The 20,468-nt window shown below is 28.2% G+C and carries 21 protein-coding genes and 1 pseudogene; 17 read left to right on the forward strand and 5 right to left on the reverse strand.

Annotated elements, in window-relative coordinates; all coding sequences use genetic code 11:
• Window positions 1–40: 40 nt before the first annotated feature.
• The 6 genes from KGF46_RS09040 to KGF46_RS09065 all read left to right on the forward strand — a co-directional run bounded on the left by KGF46_RS09040 (window position 41) and on the right by KGF46_RS09065 (window position 7,133).
• Window positions 41–997, forward strand: a complete 957-nt coding sequence (locus KGF46_RS09040) for a substrate-binding domain-containing protein (protein ID WP_227827712.1) — start codon at window positions 41–43, stop codon at window positions 995–997.
• Between the two features lie 50 nt (window positions 998–1,047).
• Window positions 1,048–2,559, forward strand: coding sequence for a sugar ABC transporter ATP-binding protein (locus KGF46_RS09045; RefSeq protein ID WP_227840056.1), 1,512 nt, complete (start codon window positions 1,048–1,050; stop codon window positions 2,557–2,559).
• Complete coding sequence (locus KGF46_RS09050; RefSeq protein WP_227850283.1) at window positions 2,543–3,541, forward strand: ABC transporter permease subunit; 999 nt, start codon at window positions 2,543–2,545, stop codon at window positions 3,539–3,541. Before KGF46_RS09045 ends, KGF46_RS09050 begins: the two co-directional genes overlap by 17 nt.
• Before the next feature lie 18 nt (window positions 3,542–3,559).
• On the forward strand, window positions 3,560–4,822 hold the full coding sequence (locus tag KGF46_RS09055; protein WP_227850284.1) for a M20 family metallopeptidase: 1,263 nt from the start codon (window positions 3,560–3,562) through the stop codon (window positions 4,820–4,822).
• A 19-nt stretch (window positions 4,823–4,841) separates the two neighbouring features.
• On the forward strand, window positions 4,842–5,585 hold the full coding sequence (locus KGF46_RS09060) for a glutamine amidotransferase (RefSeq protein ID WP_227861549.1): 744 nt from the start codon (window positions 4,842–4,844) through the stop codon (window positions 5,583–5,585).
• A 162-nt stretch (window positions 5,586–5,747) separates the two neighbouring features.
• Window positions 5,748–7,133, forward strand: coding sequence for a M20 family metallopeptidase (locus tag KGF46_RS09065; RefSeq protein WP_227840059.1), 1,386 nt, complete (start codon window positions 5,748–5,750; stop codon window positions 7,131–7,133).
• Between the two features lie 367 nt (window positions 7,134–7,500).
• Here the strand turns inward: KGF46_RS09065 and KGF46_RS09070 are convergent, their stop codons facing one another.
• On the reverse strand, window positions 7,501–8,145 hold the full coding sequence (locus tag KGF46_RS09070; protein ID WP_227840060.1) for a nitroreductase family protein: 645 nt from the start codon (window positions 8,143–8,145) through the stop codon (window positions 7,501–7,503).
• A gap of 264 nt (window positions 8,146–8,409) precedes the next feature.
• On the opposite strand from KGF46_RS09070, the gene KGF46_RS09075 reads away from it, so the two are divergent.
• The 3 genes from KGF46_RS09075 (at window position 8,410) to KGF46_RS09085 (ending at window position 9,503) form a co-directional block, all read left to right on the forward strand.
• Window positions 8,410–9,024: a TetR/AcrR family transcriptional regulator gene (locus tag KGF46_RS09075; RefSeq protein ID WP_227827705.1), complete on the forward strand. Its 615-nt coding sequence runs from the start codon at window positions 8,410–8,412 to the stop codon at window positions 9,022–9,024.
• A 23-nt stretch (window positions 9,025–9,047) separates the two neighbouring features.
• On the forward strand, window positions 9,048–9,200 hold the full coding sequence (locus tag KGF46_RS20355) for a helix-turn-helix domain-containing protein (protein WP_413894765.1): 153 nt from the start codon (window positions 9,048–9,050) through the stop codon (window positions 9,198–9,200).
• Window positions 9,201–9,362: 162 nt separating this feature from the next.
• Window positions 9,363–9,503 (forward strand): hypothetical protein, encoded by a 141-nt coding sequence (locus tag KGF46_RS09085; RefSeq protein ID WP_227842612.1) that lies wholly within the window; start codon window positions 9,363–9,365, stop codon window positions 9,501–9,503.
• 323 nt (window positions 9,504–9,826) lie between these two features.
• On the opposite strand, the gene KGF46_RS09090 is transcribed toward KGF46_RS09085, so the two are convergent.
• On the reverse strand, window positions 9,827–9,937 hold the full coding sequence (locus tag KGF46_RS09090) for a helix-turn-helix domain-containing protein (protein ID WP_413894766.1): 111 nt from the start codon (window positions 9,935–9,937) through the stop codon (window positions 9,827–9,829).
• Window positions 9,938–10,046: 109 nt separating this feature from the next.
• Here KGF46_RS09090 and KGF46_RS20220 point away from each other — a divergent pair, with 109 nt between their 5' ends.
• The 4 genes from KGF46_RS20220 (at window position 10,047) to KGF46_RS09110 (ending at window position 12,288) form a co-directional block, all read left to right on the forward strand.
• Window positions 10,047–10,118, forward strand: a complete 72-nt coding sequence (locus KGF46_RS20220) for a helix-turn-helix domain-containing protein (RefSeq protein ID WP_227842691.1) — start codon at window positions 10,047–10,049, stop codon at window positions 10,116–10,118.
• Window positions 10,119–10,510: 392 nt separating this feature from the next.
• Complete coding sequence (locus KGF46_RS09100; protein ID WP_227827701.1) at window positions 10,511–11,350, forward strand: DUF5685 family protein; 840 nt, start codon at window positions 10,511–10,513, stop codon at window positions 11,348–11,350.
• Window positions 11,340–11,780, forward strand: a complete 441-nt coding sequence (locus KGF46_RS09105) for a hypothetical protein (RefSeq protein WP_227827700.1) — start codon at window positions 11,340–11,342, stop codon at window positions 11,778–11,780. Before KGF46_RS09100 ends, KGF46_RS09105 begins: the two co-directional genes overlap by 11 nt.
• Before the next feature lie 10 nt (window positions 11,781–11,790).
• Window positions 11,791–12,288 (forward strand): hypothetical protein, encoded by a 498-nt coding sequence (locus tag KGF46_RS09110; protein ID WP_227850286.1) that lies wholly within the window; start codon window positions 11,791–11,793, stop codon window positions 12,286–12,288.
• Between the two features lie 283 nt (window positions 12,289–12,571).
• On the opposite strand, the gene KGF46_RS09115 is transcribed toward KGF46_RS09110, so the two are convergent.
• Window positions 12,572–13,300 (reverse strand): HAD family hydrolase, encoded by a 729-nt coding sequence (locus KGF46_RS09115; RefSeq protein WP_227827698.1) that lies wholly within the window; start codon window positions 13,298–13,300, stop codon window positions 12,572–12,574.
• A gap of 125 nt (window positions 13,301–13,425) precedes the next feature.
• Between KGF46_RS09115 and KGF46_RS09120 the strand changes: the two genes are divergently transcribed.
• Complete coding sequence (locus KGF46_RS09120) at window positions 13,426–14,514, forward strand: hypothetical protein (protein ID WP_227842610.1); 1,089 nt, start codon at window positions 13,426–13,428, stop codon at window positions 14,512–14,514.
• Between the two features lie 323 nt (window positions 14,515–14,837).
• Here KGF46_RS09120 and KGF46_RS09125 read toward each other — a convergent pair whose 3' ends face one another.
• Window positions 14,838–15,623 carry an EFR1 family ferrodoxin gene (locus KGF46_RS09125; RefSeq protein WP_227842609.1) on the reverse strand — a complete coding sequence of 262 codons (786 nt, stop codon included), beginning with the start codon at window positions 15,621–15,623 and terminating at the stop codon, window positions 14,838–14,840.
• Between the two features lie 95 nt (window positions 15,624–15,718).
• On the opposite strand from KGF46_RS09125, the pseudogene KGF46_RS20360 reads away from it, so the two are divergent.
• Window positions 15,719–15,796, forward strand: a pseudogene (locus KGF46_RS20360) (DUF6485 family protein); the annotation flags it as partial.
• A gap of 328 nt (window positions 15,797–16,124) precedes the next feature.
• On the opposite strand, the gene KGF46_RS09135 reads toward KGF46_RS20360, so the two are convergent.
• Window positions 16,125–16,973: a hypothetical protein gene (locus KGF46_RS09135; protein ID WP_227856532.1), complete on the reverse strand. Its 849-nt coding sequence runs from the start codon at window positions 16,971–16,973 to the stop codon at window positions 16,125–16,127.
• 202 nt (window positions 16,974–17,175) lie between these two features.
• On the opposite strand from KGF46_RS09135, the gene KGF46_RS09140 reads away from it, so the two are divergent.
• Together KGF46_RS09140 and KGF46_RS09145 are read left to right on the forward strand one after the other, a co-directional pair.
• Window positions 17,176–17,541, forward strand: a complete 366-nt coding sequence (locus KGF46_RS09140; RefSeq protein ID WP_227827694.1) for an ArsR/SmtB family transcription factor — start codon at window positions 17,176–17,178, stop codon at window positions 17,539–17,541.
• Window positions 17,542–17,563: 22 nt separating this feature from the next.
• Window positions 17,564–19,954 (forward strand): heavy metal translocating P-type ATPase, encoded by a 2,391-nt coding sequence (locus KGF46_RS09145; RefSeq protein ID WP_227827693.1) that lies wholly within the window; start codon window positions 17,564–17,566, stop codon window positions 19,952–19,954.
• The last annotated feature ends 514 nt before the right edge of the window (window positions 19,955–20,468 follow it).

Here is a 20,468-nt window from a genome sequence, read left to right on the forward strand (position 1 = left end):
AATTGTTCAAATCTAAAACTATTAAAAATGGAGGGTAATTATGAGAAAAATTTTATCTTTAGGAATTGTTGCAACACTAGCAGTAGGAATGTTAACAGGATGTTCAATGGATGGACCAAGTAAATCAGAAAAGAAGGATAGTTCAGCTAAGAAAGATTTAACTATAGGAGTATCTACAATAACTCTTCAACATCAATTTTTTATAGACATTGACGAAGGGATAAAAGAAAAAGCTAAAGAACTAGGTGTAAAAGTCATAGTAAATGACCCAGACCAAGATGTAGCTAAACAAACATCAGCTATAGAAGATTTTATACAACAAGATGTAGATGGAATGATAGTACTTGGAACAGACAACTCAGCTATAGTACCAGCTGTAGAAGGAGCATTTGAAAAAATGCCTGTAGTTACAGTAGATGCTGTATTAAATACTGAAAATATTACAAGTTATGTTGGAACAGTTAGTTATGATGCTGGTAAAAAATTAGGCGAATACACTAAAAAGTACATAGATGAAAACTTAGGTGGGAAATCAGAAATTGCAATAGTAACAGATTTAAAATCTCAAATACAAATGCAAAGAATAGATGGATTTAAAGAAGCATTAAAAGGTTCAGCTAATGTTAAAATATTAAACTCACAACCAGGATATGATAGAGAAGAATCTCTTAATACTGTAGAAAACTTAGTTCAATCTAATCCAAATGTAGATATAATATATGCAACAGCTGAAAATAGTGTATTAGGAGCTAAAGCTGCACTTGAATCTGCAAAAAATAAGGATGTTAAGATTGTAGGATTTGATTTAACTGATGAAGCAGCAACTGGAATAACAGATGGAACTGTTCTTGCTATGATTCAGCAACAACCTAAAGAAATGGGACGTTTGGCAGTAGAAGCAGTAGTAAAGGCTATAAAAGGTGAAAAAGTAGAGAAAAATATACCAGTACCAGCTTTACTTTATGATAAAGAAAATATAAAAGACTTTAAGAATTAATAAAAAATAAGATTATTTAAAAGAAATCCTATCTAAAAAGGAGTGTCATTATGAGTAATATAATTCTAAAGTTAAGTAATATTGCTAAGGAATTTCCTGGAGTTAGGGCGTTAGATAATGTTAATTTTGAGTTATTTCATGGCGAAATTCATGCACTACTGGGTGAAAATGGTGCTGGTAAATCAACAATGATAAAGATTTTAACTGGTGCACATGCAAAGACTTCTGGTAAATTTATTTTTGAGGGAAAAGAAATAGAAAATATATCACCGGATATTTCTAAAAAAATAGGTATAAATGCCATATATCAAGAATTAACAGTATTTGATGAATTGACAGTAGCACAAAATATTTTTATGGGAAAAGAAATAAGTGGCAAGGTCTTAACTAATGATAAAAAAATGAATGAAGAATCTAAAAAGATTTTTGACAATATGGGAATAGATATAAATCCAAGTAGCTTAGTCAAAGAACTTAGTATAGCTCAAAAGCAAATGGTTGAAATCGCAAGAGTTTTATCATCAGAAACTAAGGTCTTAATAATGGATGAGCCAACATCTTCAATAAGTAAAAAAGAAACTGAGATACTTTTTAGACTTATAAATGATTTAAAGAGTAGTGGAGTTAGTATAATATATATTTCTCATAGAATGGAAGAACTTTTTGAGATTTGTGACAGAATAACTATAATGCGAGATGGGAAAACGATTTCGACTTTGAATACCAAAGAAGTATCATCTGAGGAAGAATTAGTTAATTTAATGATAGATAGAAAATTAGACCAATTTTTCCCTAAAAGAAAAGTAGAAATCAAAGAAGAAATTATGAGGGTAGAAAATCTAACTAAAAACAATGTTTTTAATAATGTCAGTTTTAACATAAGAAAAGGCGAAATCTTAGGAATAGGTGGACTAGTTGGAAGCAAGAGAAGTGAAATCGTAGAAGCTATATTTGGACTTAGAACATATAACTCTGGGAAAATATATTTAAATAATAAAGAAATTAAATTCAAAACACCATCAGATGCAATTGAAAATGGTTTAGGGTTGATAACAGAAGATAGAAAAGGTACTGGATTATTTTTACAGATGAGTGTCAAAGAAAATACAACTATGGCGGGATTAAAGAAAGTATCTAAATTTAAATCAGTTATAGACAGAAAAAAAGAAAAAGAAGTTTTAGAAAAATACATAGAAGCTTTAAAAATAAAGACTCCACATATGAATCAGGTTATACAGAGTTTAAGTGGTGGTAACCAACAAAAAGCTATAATAGCCAGATGGCTTTTATTACAACCAGACATATTAATTATGGATGAACCAACTAGAGGTATAGATGTAAATGCTAAAGCAGAGATATACAATCTAATGGGTGACTTGGTAGAGGATGGTGTAAGTATCATAATGATATCTTCAGAGATACCAGAATTGATATCAATGAGTGACAGAATAATGGTTATGAGAGAGGGTCATATAAGTGGCTTTTTAGAAGGTGAAGAAATGGTTGAAAATAATGTATTAAAATTGGCTTTTGGAGGTAAAATTAATGAGTTCAATAACTAAGCATAAAGAGAATACTTCATCTCCATTATTATCAAAATTAACAAGTGTATTTAAAGACCAGGGGAGTGCAGCTATAGGACTTGTAATAATTTTTATAATAATGAGTGTAGCTTCATCTAATTTTTTAACTTTAGATAATTTAATTAATGTTGGAAGACAAATATCAATAAATGCAATTCTTGCAGTAGGGATGACTTTTGTAATAATTACAGGAGGAATAGACTTAAGTGTAGGAGCAGTAATTGCTTTAGTAGGTACATTCTGGGCTACAACAGTAGTAAATTATAATGCACCCATATGGGTAGGCATGTTACTTGCATTAGCAATTGGAACAATACTAGGTGTCATAAAAGGTGCAATTATTTCAACACAAAAACTACCACCATTTATCGTAACTTTAGCTATGTTGACGATAATAAGTGGAGCAAGTTTTGTGTTTACAGGAGGGAGACCTATATCAGTAAACACAGATGCATTTAAGATGCTGGGTAGAGGATATGTTGGACCAATACCAATACCAGTTATAATTATGATTATAGTTGTAATAGCAGGACATTTTCTCTTAAAAAGAACTGATTTTGGACGCCATGTACATGCTGTAGGTGGGAATGAAGAAGCAGCTAGACTATGTGGAGTAAAGGTAAATAAAGTTATAGTTAGAGTGTATGCATTAGCTGGATTATTAACAGCATTAGCTGGGATAATATTATCTTCACGTTTAGCATCAGGTTCACCAACTGTTGGAGATGGAGCAGAATTGGATGCTATAGCAGCGGTTGTGCTTGGAGGTACTAATATGATGGGTGGTTCTGGTTCTATAGTAGGTACATGTATAGGTGTTGGAATAATAGGAATATTGGGAAATGGATTAAACCTATTGAGTGTATCCTCATATAATCAGATGATTATAAAAGGTTTGGTAATGTTATTTGCTATATGGATAAATAACATAAAATTAAAAAAGTCAGCTAAAGCAAAATAATAAATCTTGGGAGGAAATATGAAAAAAATTCTCTTAGATACATTAAATAGTAACAAACAAGAATATATAGATTATTTAAAAGAGCTTGTAAGTATCAAAACCGAAGATGTAGGTCATGGAATACTAGGTGGATTTGAAAAGGAAGGTCAAGAATATATTGAAAAACTTGCAAATTCCATAGGGTTTAGTGTAAATAGACAAGAAATGAGCGAAGATTTAATTAAAAAGGCAAAAGACATATATAAAGAAGGTAATCTAGGTCACAATTATGATGATAGATATAATTTAATATGTAAGTACAGTGATAATTTGCCTGGTAAGACAATAGTTTTTAATGGTCATGTAGATACTATGCCACCTGGTGATATAAAAAAGTGGAGATATAATCCATATTGTGCTACAGAAGATAAAGGGAAGATTTATGGACTTGGAACTGCAGATATGAAATCTGGTCTAATAGCCTCAATATTAGCTGTAAAACTTATAAAAGATAGTGGCTTAAATATACCTGGCAATATAAAGGTAATGTCAGTGGTAGATGAAGAAGGCGGAGGAAATGGAACTATAAATGCAGTTATGAATGGCATTGATGGAGACTATTGTGTAATTTGTGAACCATCAGAAAAGGACATAATAATTGCACATATGGGATTTGTATTCTTTGAGGTTGAAGTTAAAGGTGTATCTCTCCACTGTGGAAGCAAGTGGGAAGGTGTAAACGCTATAGAAAAAGCGATGTTATTACTTCAAGATATAAAAGAGTTAGAACATAATTGGCTTATGAAATATAAGCATGCTTTATTACCTCCACCTACAATAAATTTAGGTGTAATAAATGGTGGAACAGCAGGCTCTACTGTACCAGATAAGTGTGTATTTAATTTATGTGTACATTTCTTGCCAAATACAATGAGTTATGAGCAAGTTGTAGACGATATAACTAAGGTTATAATGACAAGAGCTGATGGAGATTTATGGCTTAAAGATAATAAACCAGAGATAAACATATATCAATCAGGATTAGGTTTTGAGATGGACAAGCAATCTGAATTTATAGTTAATACTCAAAAGATATTAGAAGAAACCTTAGAAAGAAAGTTAAATATAAAAGGGTCAACGGCTGGAAATGATGCGAGACTGATGAAAAACTTAGCTAAAATTCCAACATTAATATTAGGTCCAGGTTCAATAGAACAATGTCATGCGATAGATGAGTATGTTGAAATTCAAGAGTATTTAGACAGTATACTTATGTATGCCAGTCTAATATTAAACTTATAAAAGTAGGAGGAATATATAGATGAAAAAAGTATTAATAGTAGGGGAATCATGGGTAAAAAATATAACTCATATAAAGGGATTTGACACATTTGTTACAACACATTATGAAGAAGCAGTAAAATGGTTAAAAGAAGCAGTGGAGTCTGGAGGATATGAAGTAGTTCATATGCCTGCACATGTAGCAGCAGACAGCTTCCCATATAAATTGGAAGAGTTAAATGAGTATGATTGTATAATATTATCTGATATAGGTTCTAATACATTCTTATTATCTAATAGTACATTTATAGATTGTAATAGTAATCCGGATAGACTTGAATTAATCAAAGAGTATGTAAATAGTGGTGGAGCATTAATCATGGTAGGTGGATATATGTCATTTACAGGTATAGATGCAAAAGCTAGATTTGGAGAAACTGCTATCAAAGATGTATTGCCAATAACAATGATAGATAAAGATGATAGAGTTGAAAAACCAGCAGGAATAACTCCAGTTGTTGTTGATTCTGAACATCCAGTTTTAAAAGATATACCAAAGGAATGGCCACAGTTCTTAGGATATAATAAGACAATAGCTAAAGATAATTGTCCTGTACTAGCGACTATTGGAGGAGACCCATTTGTAGCTATTGGTGAATTTGGAAAAGGAAAATCTGCTATCTTTAGTTCTGATTGTGCACCTCATTGGGGTCCAAGAGAATTTACTGATTGGAAATATTATAATAAATTATGGGTTAATATGCTTGATTGGTTAACATGCTAAAAATTTTATAAATTTAAAAGACCTCTTACTTGATAAAATGAAACTTACAAGTCAAGAGGTTTTATTGTATAAAGTAGCTGTACAATAGAAAATATTTTTAAATCAGTTATTTTGGTTAGTAATTGATAAGTTATTAGAAATAAGGAGGTTTATACGATTAATATGAGTGATTTAAATAAAAAGTTTTTAGTTGAATATATAGATGAGATACAGGAAGAGTTAAGAGATATATCAGATAAAATATGGAAAAATCCAGAACTTCAATATAAAGAATATTATGCTTCAAACTTACAAAAAGAATATTTAAAAAAACATGATTTTAGTGTAGATGAATTAGAGGATATGGATACAGCATTTGTAGCTAGCTATGGAGAAGGTAAACCAGTTATAGCAGTTTTGGGAGAATATGATGCCTTAGGTGGTTTGTCTCAAAGAGTATCCATTACAAAAGAACCTATTTCAGATGGTGGTGCAGGTCATGGTTGTGGACATAATTTACTTGGTACAGGTTCAATAGGAGCTGCAATTGCAATAAAGGAATTAATCAAACTAAAAAAATTGAAAGGAACTATAAAATACTATGGATGTCCAGCAGAAGAAGATTTGTCAGGAAAAGTATTAATGATAAAAAAAGGCTTCTTTAATGGAATCGATTGTGCATTTAGTTGGCATCCATTTGATATAAACACTCCAATAAGAATTCCAACACTTGCTAATTATTCTGTAAAATTTAGATATAATGGGATTAGCGCTCATGCAGCACAAGCTCCTTATAACGGAAGAAGTGCACTTGATGCAGTGGAACTTATGAACATAGGTTGTAACTATTTAAGAGAGCATATATTTGATAGCTGTAGAGTTCATTATGTAACTACTAATGGTGGAAAAATGCCAAACATAGTTCCAGACTATGCAGAAGTATGGTATTACATAAGAGGAGTTAAAATGGAGCATGTAAGAGATGTATTTGACAGAATTGTTGATATAGCAAAAGGAGCAGCATTGATGACTGGTACTAGTATGGAATATAATATTATAAGTGGAGTATATGACTATATTCCAAATACAATATTAACAGATGTTTTATCACAAAACATGAAATTGATAGGAGTGCAAAAGTATGATGAAGATGACTACTATTTTGCAAAAAAATTAGCTGAAACAGTGTCTATAGACAAAAGAATTAGTGTTTCTAGTGTATTGAGTGGAAACAAGGAGATTACTAAGATGAATCTACATGATGAAGTTACAGATGATACCTTTACTCATAATAACTGTATATCACTGTCATTAGATATTGGAGATGTTAGTTACATAACTCCCACAGCACAATGTTCTTGTTCAGTTTGGCCTATTGGTATTTCTGCTCATACATGGCAATCTTGTGCTAGTGCAGGTTCTGACATGGGATTTAAAGCGATGTTGTTAGCATCTAAATCTATAGCATGTTCAATAAATGATGTAATGCTTGATGAATCTATTGTAAATAAAGCAAAAAAGGAATTAAAAGATACTTTAGGCAGTTTTGAATATACTCCAATCATTTAAAAACTAATTTAATGTAAGTAAGATTGAATTGTATGAAATAGTATAAATATATATTGCGAGCCACAGGAATAATTAAATTCTAAGACACAAACAGAAGTAAAAATAATTGATTATGATGGATATACATATACTTTAAAAGAAATACAGGAAAATTATTTATCGGAGTTGAAGGAAAAGAATTTAATTTCATGCTCAATAAAAGGACTTATAATTTATAAGTCCTTTTATTATATTTATTCTTTGTTTGTAATTAATCTGATTATCTTAGGTTCAGTTAAATTATAGATTCCTCTGAGAAACAACATGTCACCTATTATTAAAAATATGTAAGAATAGTTTATAAATATTTGATTTTCAATATTATTTATTATATCCATTTTATGGATGGATGAGGAACGGCTCTGCCTTCCTTAGTTACAGATGCTGTAGAGAAACCAATTGTACAGGCATCAAATCCATATTCACCTGTTGGTATTCCTAAAATATCGCAAAAATCTTTATTATTACTTAATCTTCCTATTATACTAACAAGTTCAAAACCTAATCCTAAAGCAGTTGCTTTAAGCCACATATTCTGCATAACATGAGATAATGACTTTTGTTCTATGGCTGGTATTCCACGACGTTCTGCCACAATAATAAGATAAGGTGCTGTCCCTACACCAAGAACCCCTTTTTTAACTTGCATCTTTAAGGAAGTAATGAAGGATTGTAGAGTGATGTCGTTCTCCGCCTCCTTCTCATGGGTTGATATTTGAGTTTTAATAACATCAACAAGAATAGTTTTTATTTTATCCATTTGTAAACTGTTATTTGAGATAACAAAAAAATGTCTAAAATCTGTTTGTTTTGCTACTGCAAGTATTGCATAAGGTGCAAGTCTTCCAGTTTCAATTATTTTTTCAACTAGTTCTTTTGAAGGTATTTCTTTTGTAAAACTTCTTATGGATCTTCGAGTTCTTAACAGCATATCCAAAACTTCATTAACATTGTTTTTATCTAAATTGTTCATTTTTATCCTCCATTAATACTATTCTTAAGATATTCTATAATGCATCCATATAAAGGCGAAATTTTCGGTCATATTAAACATTTACTTCAAATTAATTCGCTATTTTTTATGAACACGTTGTTGATTAATAACCTATATGTATATTATAATATTTATATTGATTTATGCAATGAACAATAATATTTAAATTGTTAAGTAATAAACATTTACTATAAAATTGTTAATTAAAATTAAAAAAATTTATATAGAATGAGGGAATAATTCATGAAAAAAGTATCTATTGATAGAAGAACAATACGTACTAAAAAAATGATTAGGTCTGCATTAGCAGAGTTAATAGACGAGAAAGGATTTAACAATATATCAGTTACTGACTTAACTCAAAGGGCGGATATAAATAGAGGAACCTTCTATCTGCATTATGTTGATAAGTATGACTTGTTAGAGAAGATTGAAAATGAAATAATACAGGAAATTGAAGAAGAGACTAAGCACCTTGATTCAGTCAACATGATGAATATAGATGCCTCAAATGAACCCCTTCCATTTATGGTAAAGCTTTTTGAATATTTTAGAAAAAATTCGGTAATTATTAAATCTATTTTAGGTCCCAAAGGTGACCCTACTTTTGAAAGAAAAATAAAAAGATTTATTGAAATCAATTTGTTTGAGAAACAAAAGTTAAAAAATTTTAACATAGATGAGGCGGTAATTTCAGAAGAATATTTTATACAATATATACTTTCAGCGGACTTAGGTGTAATTCAATATTGGCTTGAAAAAAACATGAAAGAATCTCCTGATGAAATGGCACTGATACTTGCTAGAATGTCGTTACTCGGTCCATTAAGGGCAGTAGGTATTCGTAAAGATTCATAAAAACAATTTTAGTAGATATTATTTTGAAAAGTTTAACACAAGACACTGTTTCAGAAATGATGAACATTACGCCTCAACACATGTCGAATTTTGAGACTGGCAATTCTAGTGTTAGCCTACCTACTTTGGTTGCGATTGATAATATTTTAGGCATATCAATCGACGAATTACAGTGAGAGACAATACTAGACTCTAAAGTTGTCCTTGAAAAAGAATTAAAATAAGTGATAAGTGATTGTAATGACTATGAGATAAGAATTTTAGCTGATATAGTCAAAGCTTCAAAAGAATCAATTAGAAAAGTTAAAATATTTCAATCAAATTTAAGGGAGTAATATATGAAAAATGAAAATATAAGTTATTTGGGATTAGGATTATGCTTTGGTGTTATTTGGGGTTCAGTATTTAAAAATTTAGCTATTGGTTTATCCCTTGGGTTACTTATTGGAGTAGCATTAGATAGGAAGAAAAATAAATAAAATTTCTGTAGTAGAGTATATCCAAAAATAAGAATTTATTTTTTTATAGTAAAATTAAAGTTCTTAGAATTCATTCAAATGTAGAAAAAACAGATGTCTGCTATTATCTAAGTATAAACTATATGTAAAATAGATTTGATAAAACGTATGTGATGATTATACTATCGTTTCCTGACATCTTATGAGGTTTTTAAATGGTATATCAGTAAGAATTATATTGTATAAAAATATAAAACTTATTGATGTACCATATGTAAATCTATAAAATAACTACTAAAGTAGCCTTCCGATAGTTATAAATAAACCCTTTAGAATTAATATTTTTATTTATCTTGCTTCCAACCTAATAACTCATTAGGAGAACACTTGAGAGCCATGCAAATTTTTTCTAATGAATCAAATTTAATAGATATCACAAGATATGTATTGTACACAATTTAATTATTGACAACCATTGTTGCATATAATTAATATAGTAAGTGTAAAATATTGGTAGCAATTAAAAATAGAAAACATATTAAAAATATTTCATACAAATAAAAAATAACCCAAAATCAACTTAGTAAAATAACTAATATAAGTCAAAGTTATATATCAAAATTAGAGAGAGAATGATTTTATCATAGTCCAACAGCAACACTGATACTTAAATTGACAAAAGCACTCGAAGTTGATGCCTTAAAGTTAACAAGATATTTTAGTGAAAAAGATATATTAAAACCATCAGAAAAATAGTTCTAAACAATGAATTATAATTTTATTAATGATATAATAATAATTAACAAAAAATAGAAAAAGAATGAGTTCATGTTTGATGGCATACACTCATTTTTTCACTAATAAAACAATAGAGTCAATTAAGTATACATTTATGTAAGTCACAATACTTTTTATAAACCACAAAGAAGTATTGAGAATATAAAAGAGTTAAATGTGATATTTATAGATATAGATTGTTACAATACAAATTATAATTTATATAAAAAGTAGTACAAAAAGGAGTATTTATGTTTGGATATGTTAAAATAAACAAAATGGATTTAACATTTAGAGAATATGACCATTACAAAGCTTATTATTGTGGGCTATGTAAATATTTAAAAAGAAATCATGGAGAAATTTCTAGATTTTCTCTGAATTATGATATAACCTTTTTAATTGTTTTATTAACAGCAGTATATAAGCCAGAGTCTACAAATACAGAAGAAGTGTGTGTAGTTAGTCCATTTAAGAAGAAAAAGATAATCATAAATGATATTACAGAATATGCAGCAAGTATGAATGTTCTTTTAACGTATTATAAATTGGAAGATAATTTAATTGATGATAAACGCATAAAAGATAAATTAGCATATTATATATATAAAAACAAATTAAACTTAGCCTATGAGAAATATCCTGAAAAAGCTGAGTATATAAAGCAACAATTAAATGAATTAAATAAGTTGGAAAAGGACAAAAATATAAATATAGATGAAGTGTCTAATGTCTTTGGAAATATAATGGGAGAAGTATTTGCGTATAAAAAAGATGAAAATGAGAGAAATCTAAGAATGATAGGTTTTAATATAGGTAAATATATATATTTATTAGATGCATACGAAGATTTAGACGAAGATTTTAAGAAAGGAAGATATAATCCTTTTATAGAATATATAGATAAAAATGATGAGTTAAAAGAAAAAGTTAAAAAAATAATTGTAACATCATTAGGTTTTTTAGCTAGGGGAATTGATAATTTAAATCTAAATAAAAACGTTGGAATAATAGAAAATATAATTTATTCTGGGGTTTATTTAAGATACATGAATATATTAGAAAGTAGAGGTGAAAATAATGTACAGTAATACTTATAATAATGAAAATTTTATGAGAGCAAGAGCTTTTATGGAAAATAGTGAATTTAAAAAAGCCTATGATTTTTTAAAAACATTAACTGACAAATGTGCAGAGTGGTATTATCTAACTGGTTTTTCTGCGATGAATATTGGATATTATGAAGAAGGAGAAGACTTCTTAAAGAGAGCAAAATTCATGGAGCCTGAAAATCAGGAATACAATGATGCACTTAGAAGTTATACACAATATAGAAATGAATATAACAATAGAGCTGATAATTATAATAGAAGAAGACGTAATGATTTAGATGGATGTTGTTGCTGTTGTTGTGATGACTGCTGTTGTTTAGGTGATGATTGTTGTGAAAACTGCGCTAAACTTTGGTGTCTAGATTCATGTTGTGAATGTTTTGGTGGAGATTTAATATCTTGTTGTTAGGATGATAAATATGAGTATAAAAGTTGCTTATGGAGGAGTTTTATTAGCATTAAATGTAATACTGTTAACTCTTACAAATATTATTTCTGTAAATACATTGTTTATCATGGGGTTAGCATCACTTTTAGTATCAATTGTAATAATGGAATGGGGATTTAAAAGTGGCATTGCTTTTTATATAGGTTCTGTAGTATTAGGATTTATAGTAATGGCAAGTAAATCTCAATGGATTGTATATTCCCTTACTTTTGGGATATATGGTATTGTTAAATATTTTATAGAAAAAGATAGGTCAATATATATTGAGTATCTTATGAAATTAGTATTTGCAAACGTAATGATATTTATATTGTATTTTATATTAAGGACAATAGTTTATATTCCAATAAATATTATTATAGTAGCCTCATTTGAGGTAGCCTTTATAATATACGATTATGTATATAGTTCCTTTATCGATTATTACAATAATAGACTAAGAAAGATGTTATTTAAAAATAACAACTGACCTAATGTTTTACTTTAGAATGATTTTAATTTGTATATGAATAATACATTTGTGAAGGTACATTGAAATATAAAAATAAAATTAACATATGTATGAGTTTGTTTAATAAAAAAGACTTTGATTTTTATGTCAGAGTCTTTTTGTGTTCTCATCTAGTATTTAAAAATTTTGATAATAGCAATTTTTTTATTTAAAATAAAACTAAAGGATATCATTCTAATGATGACATCCTTTATTATAATAAGACTTTTGTTATATAAGTCTTTAAAATAACTAATATAAATTAAATATCCACTATATTTACATCTGTAGATAAAGAATATATAATGTCTTTTCTTTCTACTATTATTTCAACATTTTTAGAAATTTCCTTGTTAAGTGATATTTGAGCCAAAAGTTCTTTTGTAGGATTTATTGCGATTGGATTTCCAACTCTTTTTAGCATATTTATATCGCCATTAGTATCTCCATAAGCGTACGAATTTGATAGGTCTAAATCATATTTTACAACAAAGTCATTTATAGCGTTATTTTTACTTATAGAATCCCACATCGGTATGACTGTTCCTGTAAATATATTATCTTCAAACACATAATCACTTCCTAAAAAGTCAGTTACATTGTACTTCTGAGCCATTTTTTCAACTAAAAATCCAGGACTACCAGATATAAAGATAACTATATGACCCTGATTTAAATGCCAATCTATTCTTGAACGTGTATATTTATAAACTCTATCTGCCTTTAATTTAATTACCTGGTCACTTGTAAAATTAATGCAAGTTTTATCTAAGCCTTTTAAGGAGTCAACATAAAGATTACATATCTCTAATAGGTAATCATCATAGTTGCCTTGCCTTTTATCCCAATCCATAAACGTATCTCTAGCGTGTTTATACCAATTTTTTTGGTCAATTATATCATATTTAATTAATTTCTTAAAATGTTCAACCATAAGAGAGTCCCTATAAAGAGTACCATCTATATCAAAAAAAGCTGCTATATTTTTCATAAAAACCACCTCAATTAATCATTTCCTTATATTATATTATAAATTGTACCTAAGTTGTTAAAATATATGTATAATAATTTATATATTAAAAAATAAAGATTTTAAATTTTAAAGGACGTGATTGTATGAATTTTAATTTTTCAAAGGTTACAAATTCTAGACTTATGGGGAGCTTGGGTCTTATAATAAATTGGATAGACAATAAAAAAAATCACTTTTGTCAATATTTTTTATTGGATGCAGAAGGGTTAGGTTTGGCGGATTATGTGAGTTTGAAAAATCCAACACAAGAAGAAGCTTATAGAGAAGAAGAAAGATTAATGGGTGGATTTGGCTCAGATAGAATTGGATTAACAGAGGAGGAATCTCTGTTTTTAGTATCTTATTTTGGAAATAAGAATATTTGTTATAACAAGATATTACCAGGAGATAAATGTGAATACATTGACATTATAAAAAATTATAAAACAGATTTAACTATAGAAAAATTATATAATAAAATATGTAAAAGAGTTGATGAGGAAGTTGAATTCATAAACTATATGACTATGAGGTTTATAGCATGGGACAGAGAAAGTTTAAGATACTTTTCTGGAAGTGACGAGATTGCAAATATGCATATTACAAATATCAATGGTACATTGCTTAAAAATACAGTAAGCAATAAAGGACAAGGTAGGTATATTAGCGAGGCTTTATATGAAGATAATGATGGGTATTATACATGTAAAATAGCCTTTTGTATAAGTAAATGTAATGAGACTGGCTTTAAAATTAATTCTATGCTAGTAACAGATAAAGAGCCTATGTACGACTTTGAAGTTTTTGATGAAATTTCTAAGAGTGAATTTGTAAGTGTATATAGTGTAAGTTCACCTGAGGAGTTTGCAAAAGTATTTTATGAAGAAAATCCGTTCTTATTAAAAAGTAATATGAATGAAGGGATATTTTTTACTAGATTTAATTTTAATAATGACCATGTTAAAGAAAATGTATATATAATAAATAATGATATGAAAGCTATATATTACTTAATGGGAAACAAGTTTTTTATAGGGACTTATAGTGATAATGATTGTAATTGTATTAATGAAATAAGTCAGTCTAATTATAGCAAATACATTAAATTCGAGGAGAAATTTTTCTTTGAGCAAAATGCTTTATACGATTTTGCAGAGTCAGATTCAATAGACTTTTATGACTTTTTGGAATAATATATGATTTTGGACATTATTTAAGCGAGATTAACTGAATTTAATCTCGCTTAAATTTATTTCTATAATATTGGGGGAATATTATGAGGAATACATTTATTATTGTGGTCAATTATTAAAATTTTATACAATTTATATAAAAATATTTTATTTCTTTTTTTAATAATATTTGTCAATATTGGTTTTTAGCATACCGTATCTAAACATATTACTAGATATATAGGGAATAAGATATATTTTATGGTGAAGCTATGAAGATTTATAATGAAAATAAAATAATATTAAAGAGTTATGAATGATAGTTATAATAAAATTACAAGCTTTTATTTATTTGTAAATATATTAGAATCATACCAACTATCAAGACGGATGAACTTAAATGGCTGATGTATATAGACTGATTGTTCAGGACAATTATAAATACATCTCATGCACAAACAACAACTCCAATTAAATTTGACTTTATCCTTGGTAATATTTATATTATGTTTAGGACAATTATTGGCACATTTACCACAGTGAGTACAAGTATCTTTAACATAGAAGAACTTACCTAAAATACGAGCACCATACCACTCTAATCTACCAAAAAAAGCTAAAAATTTTACTGAAGTTCTACTAGTTGGTAGATGTGAGATTCGATTTATTAAATTATGTACAGTAATAGGTATTTTTTTATCTGCTTCATTAATAAGCTCTTTTGTTTTTTGGTCATCATATTTAACCATAAAATTTGAGGGCATAGCAAACAATTTATTATAAAATACTTTGAAACCTTTAGCATTCAATCTTTTGATTAGTAAATTGGATGAAGCATAATTTATATAATGTTCTTCTCCAGCTGTATGAATTATGAATGTATCCATAGAGTCTATTTTTGGTAAGTGTTTTACAAAGTCTAATACAATTTGAGGTGCGTTAAAGGAATGTACTGGATAAGCTATTCCTACTGAATCATATGATGTTAAATGAATATTAGACATCTTGATATTTTCAATTCTTCTGCAATCAACATAAGTCTGTTGATTTTCAAATTCTTGTTTTATTCTATTTACAATATATCTTGTCATACCAGTTCCAGAGAAGTAAAATACACATATTTTATTCAAAACAATACCTCCTATAAATAAGATAATAACTTGTTAGAGTCATTATAACATAGAGCTAGTAAACTTAAGTTGAGAAATATCTAAGAAATCCAAAAAACCATGAGAAAGGGTGTAGTCCATGTATCCTTGACAATCTAAACAAGAAGAAAATGCCAGCATGTTTTTTTGTATAGTTAATGAAGATATGCATGATGTAACTGACTATTCGATTGAAGGATTTGTGAGCTACTTACATAAACATCAAACAAATAGTGATATACAGTGATATTTTTTAAGTATTAAGTTAAATGTAAATAAAAAATCAGATAAAATTTTATTTTATCTGATTTTTTATTTACATTTATTTTATTAGATTATGTTAATATTTTTTGACTAAATAAAAGGATATTCAATCAAAATTTTATACCTATAATAATATTGGGGGAATATTATGAGGAATACATTTACTATTATGTTCAATTATTAAGGTCTTATACAATTTATTTAAAAAATAAAAATATTTTACATTTCTTCCTCATCAAACTCCTCAATATTAGTTTGTGGCATACCTTGTATAGACATATTACTAGAACCATAAGGAGTCGGATACATGTTAGAAGGCATATTACTAGGCATAACTACAGGCATACCATTCATTGTATTATGACATATAACACCTGGTATCATCATAAGTACATTAGGAGGCATATTTTGATTACATGATAAGTTAGGAATACCCATGTTATTCATATTATACCCCATATTATTCATGTTGCCAGACATGTTGTTAGGCATACCCATATTATTCATGTTACCAGACATATTGTTAGGAATACCCATATTGTTATTCATGTTACCAGACATGTTATTAGGCATACCCATATTATTATTCATATTACCAGACATATTATTAGGCATACCCATATTATTATTCATATTACTAGACATGTTATTAGGCATACCCATATTGTTATTCATGTTACCAGACATGTTGTTAGGCATACCCATATTGTTATTCATGTTACCAGACATATTAGTAGGTACACCCATATTATTAGATGTATTATAGTTCATGTTGTTAGGCATATTGTTTGGATTAGATGTGTTGTAGTTCATATTTCCAGATGTATTATTTGTGTTAGGCAAGTTGTTTGGAGAATTACTACTTTTAGGATAATTATTTACGCTATTAGGATAAATGTTACTTATGTTCTGATTATTAGGTATTTTTGTATAACCACTAGGGATTTGTGGGTCATTTCTCAACTCATCTTGGGGAATTTCTTCGTTAGTAATATAATCTGCATAATTAGCAGGGTCTAAGTAAGGCATGTAACTAGTATCTAAGTTCTTTTTTTTCTTATTACTCATATTAAACTTGCACCTCCTAGAAAAACTATAAAAAAGTTTACAAAAACTTATTCTAATAATATATATATTAAAAAAGTCCATAATATGTGCATTCTAATTATTATTAAATAAATAAAAAAATATTGTTGCGAAATCAGATATAATAGCATATAATGAACATATGAACAGTTATTCATATATTAAAATAACGGAGGATTATACAATGAGAGAAGAGATAAATGATTGTAGTTGTAATATAATACATGAGGAAATAGTAACAGAAGCTAAGTCAACTATGCCAGATGAAGAAATGTTATATGATTTAGCAGAATTATTTAAAGTATTTGGAGATACTACTAGAGTAAAGATATTATATGCATTATTTGCAAATGAAATGTGTGTATGTGATATAGCAAGTTTATTAAATATGACTCACTCTGCAATATCTCACCAACTTAGAGTATTAAAACAGGCTAGGTTAGTAAAATTTAGAAGAGATGGAAAGACAGTATATTACTCATTAGATGATAGCCATATAAGTCAAATATTTGACTGTGGATTAAATCATATTAGAGAGACTTATAAATGATAAATGAGAGGAGTGAATATATATGGAAGCAAATAATATAATTAAAAAGGAATTTATATTAGGAGGATTGAATTGTGCACATTGTGCAGAAGAGATTAACAACAAAGTTTCTAAGCTACAAGAGGTTAAGTCTTCTAATCTAAATTTTATAAATAAAAAACTTACAGTAAATATAGAAAATAGTTTTGATGAAGAAAATACTATAGAAAAGATAATAGAGATAATAGATTCAACAGAACCAGGACTTAATATACAAATAAGCTCTAAAGACAATACAATAGCCAACAAAACATCAACTAAAAAGGAGCTTATATTAGGAGGATTAAATTGTGCACATTGTGCAGAAGAGATTAACAACAAAGTTTCTAAACTAAAAGAGGTTGAATCTTCTAATTTGAATTTTGTAAATAAAAAACTTACAGTAAACATAATAAGTACTTTTGAAGAAGATTCTGTTATAAATAAAATAAAAGAAATAATAGACTCAACAGAACCAGGACTTGATATACAAGTAGAGTCTTCTGATAAAACAAAATCTAGAACGATTGAAAAGTCAGAAACTGTGAGCGATACAAATAAAAAAGAATTAATTCCACTTATAATAGGAGCTCTTGTATATATTTTTGGTATATATCAAACAGCAACAGGATTTGAAAGTCAATTTAGCAATATAGTATTTATAGTTGCTTATGTGATAGTAGGTGGAGATGTACTTTTAAGAGCAATAAGAAATATATCAAAAGGAAGAGTATTTGATGAAAACTTCTTAATGGCTCTAGCAACAGTAGGGGCATTATTAATAGGAGAACTATCAGAAGCAGTAGGAGTTATGCTTTTCTATAAGGTAGGAGAGTATTTACAAGGTGTTGCGGTTGGAAAGTCTAGAAAGTCTATAACTTCACTTATGCAAATAAGACCAGATTATGCAAACCTAAAAGTTAACTCTGAAGTTAAAGTAGTATCTCCAGAAGAAGTAAATATAGGTGATATAATAGTAGTAAAACCTGGTGAAAAAGTGCCATTGGATGGTGTAGTAGTAGATGGAGTATCTATGTTAGACACTTCTGCACTTACAGGAGAGTCTGTATTAAGGGAAGTTGAAAAAGGAGACGAAATTTTATCAGGTGTTATAAATAAGAATGCTTTACTTACTATTGAAGTTACAAAGAGCTTTGGAGAGTCAACAGTTTCAAAAATACTTGACCTTGTTGAAAATTCTAGCATTAAAAAATCAAAAACAGAAAATTTTATATCTAAATTTTCAAGATACTATACTCCAGTAGTAGTTATAGCTGCTTTATTGATAGCATTTGTACCACCACTTGTTATTTCAGGTGAAGTATTTAGTGATTGGCTATACAGAGGGTTGATATTCTTAGTTGTTTCTTGTCCTTGTGCATTAGTTTTATCAATACCACTTAGTTTCTTTAGTGGGATTGGATTTGCATCTAAAAATGGAATACTTATAAAGGGAAGTAATTACTTAGAGGCTTTAAGAAGTGTAGATACAGTAGTGTTTGACAAAACAGGAACCCTTACTAAAGGTGTGTTTAATGTAACTAAGTTAAATCCTGTGGGAATATCAGAAGAAGAATTATTGCAATATGCAGCTCTTGCAGAAGTAAATTCAAATCATCCAATAGCAAAATCTATATTAAGCTACTATAGTAAGAAAATTGATTTAAATACAATAGATAGTTATGAGGAAATAGCAGCCTATGGAATTAGAGTAAAATACAATGGTGAACTTATATTGGCAGGTAACGAGAAGCTTATGAAAAAGGAAAATATATTCTATTCACCAGCTAAAGAAGTTGGAACAGTAGTGTATATTGCTGTTGATAAAATGTATAGAGGTTATATAGTTATATCTGATGAGATAAAAGAAGATAGTAAAAATGCCATAAGAAGTTTAAAATCAATAGGAGTAAAAGAAGTTGTAATGTTAACTGGAGATAATGAAAAAGTAGCAAAAAATATCGCTCAAGAGTTAGGATTAGATACAGTTTACTCTAATTTACTTCCTAATGAAAAGGTAGATAGACTAGAAGAGTTGTATGAAGGTAGAACAGAAAAAGAAAAAATAGCTTTTGTAGGTGATGGAATAAATGATGCACCAGTTTTAGCTAGAGCAGATGTTGGTATAGCAATGGGAGGTCTAGGTTCAGATGCAGCTATTGAAGCAGCAGATGTAGTACTTATGACAGATGAACCAAGTAAAATATCTAAAGCCATTGAAATAGCAAATAAGACTAATAAGATAGTATGGCAAAATATAATATTTGCTCTAGGTGTAAAAGTTATAGTTATGGCACTAGGAGCTGGAGGAGTAGCTACTATGTGGGAGGCTATATTTGCTGATGTAGGGGTAGCACTTATTGCAGTACTAAATGCTATGAGAGCTATGAGATAATATGTAAGTTAAAAATAAATAGATTTTATTAAAAGATTGATTATAAAAGAAGAAGTATTGATAAGTTTATTCTAACTGTATTAATACTTCTTCTTTTATGATTGTATTTATTTACATCTATTTCTATATTCTTATTTATTGTCTGTATTTTCTACTGTATTTTTTCAATTTATATAGGGATAATTCTATTATAACTGTTGAATTTGTATATAGAAATATTTAAAATATTAATAATTAAGATAAACAATTGTGATTTTTTATAAAAAAATATAAATATATTAAAATTGATTGAAGCTATGGTATTACTACATTATAATGGAATATGTGATAATGAAAATTAAAAAATTTAAAAAAATAATTTGAAAAGTATTGACGAATTATTTTTAAGGTGATATAGTATTACTTGTCCTTAAGAAAAGGGCAAACATGGAAAATGAAAAATGAACTTTGAAAATTAAACAGTAGGTTAATTTATAAAACAAGAAACAAACCATAAAGCCAGATATTTTGATAA

This window comes from Clostridioides sp. ZZV14-6153, from assembly GCF_020657855.1.
Lineage (GTDB): Bacteria > Bacillota > Clostridia > Peptostreptococcales > Peptostreptococcaceae > Clostridioides.

Coding starts and splice junctions, on each gene's coding strand:
- KGF46_RS09040 (WP_227827712.1), top strand. CDS start 41: ATGAGAAAAATTTTATCTTTAGGAATTGTTGCAACACTAGCAGTAGGA.
- KGF46_RS09045 (WP_227840056.1), top strand. CDS start 1,048: ATGAGTAATATAATTCTAAAGTTAAGTAATATTGCTAAGGAATTTCCT.
- KGF46_RS09050 (WP_227850283.1), top strand. CDS start 2,543: ATGAGTTCAATAACTAAGCATAAAGAGAATACTTCATCTCCATTATTA.
- KGF46_RS09055 (WP_227850284.1), top strand. CDS start 3,560: ATGAAAAAAATTCTCTTAGATACATTAAATAGTAACAAACAAGAATAT.
- KGF46_RS09060 (WP_227861549.1), top strand. CDS start 4,842: ATGAAAAAAGTATTAATAGTAGGGGAATCATGGGTAAAAAATATAACT.
- KGF46_RS09065 (WP_227840059.1), top strand. CDS start 5,748: ATGAGTGATTTAAATAAAAAGTTTTTAGTTGAATATATAGATGAGATA.
- KGF46_RS09070 (WP_227840060.1), bottom strand. CDS start 8,145: ATGAACAATTTAGATAAAAACAATGTTAATGAAGTTTTGGATATGCTG.
- KGF46_RS09075 (WP_227827705.1), top strand. CDS start 8,410: ATGAAAAAAGTATCTATTGATAGAAGAACAATACGTACTAAAAAAATG.
- KGF46_RS09085 (WP_227842612.1), top strand. CDS start 9,363: ATGAAAAATGAAAATATAAGTTATTTGGGATTAGGATTATGCTTTGGT.
- KGF46_RS09100 (WP_227827701.1), top strand. CDS start 10,511: ATGTTTGGATATGTTAAAATAAACAAAATGGATTTAACATTTAGAGAA.
- KGF46_RS09105 (WP_227827700.1), top strand. CDS start 11,340: ATGTACAGTAATACTTATAATAATGAAAATTTTATGAGAGCAAGAGCT.
- KGF46_RS09110 (WP_227850286.1), top strand. CDS start 11,791: ATGAGTATAAAAGTTGCTTATGGAGGAGTTTTATTAGCATTAAATGTA.
- KGF46_RS09115 (WP_227827698.1), bottom strand. CDS start 13,300: ATGAAAAATATAGCAGCTTTTTTTGATATAGATGGTACTCTTTATAGG.
- KGF46_RS09120 (WP_227842610.1), top strand. CDS start 13,426: ATGAATTTTAATTTTTCAAAGGTTACAAATTCTAGACTTATGGGGAGC.
- KGF46_RS09135 (WP_227856532.1), bottom strand. CDS start 16,973: ATGAGTAATAAGAAAAAAAAGAACTTAGATACTAGTTACATGCCTTAC.
- KGF46_RS09140 (WP_227827694.1), top strand. CDS start 17,176: ATGAGAGAAGAGATAAATGATTGTAGTTGTAATATAATACATGAGGAA.
- KGF46_RS09145 (WP_227827693.1), top strand. CDS start 17,564: ATGGAAGCAAATAATATAATTAAAAAGGAATTTATATTAGGAGGATTG.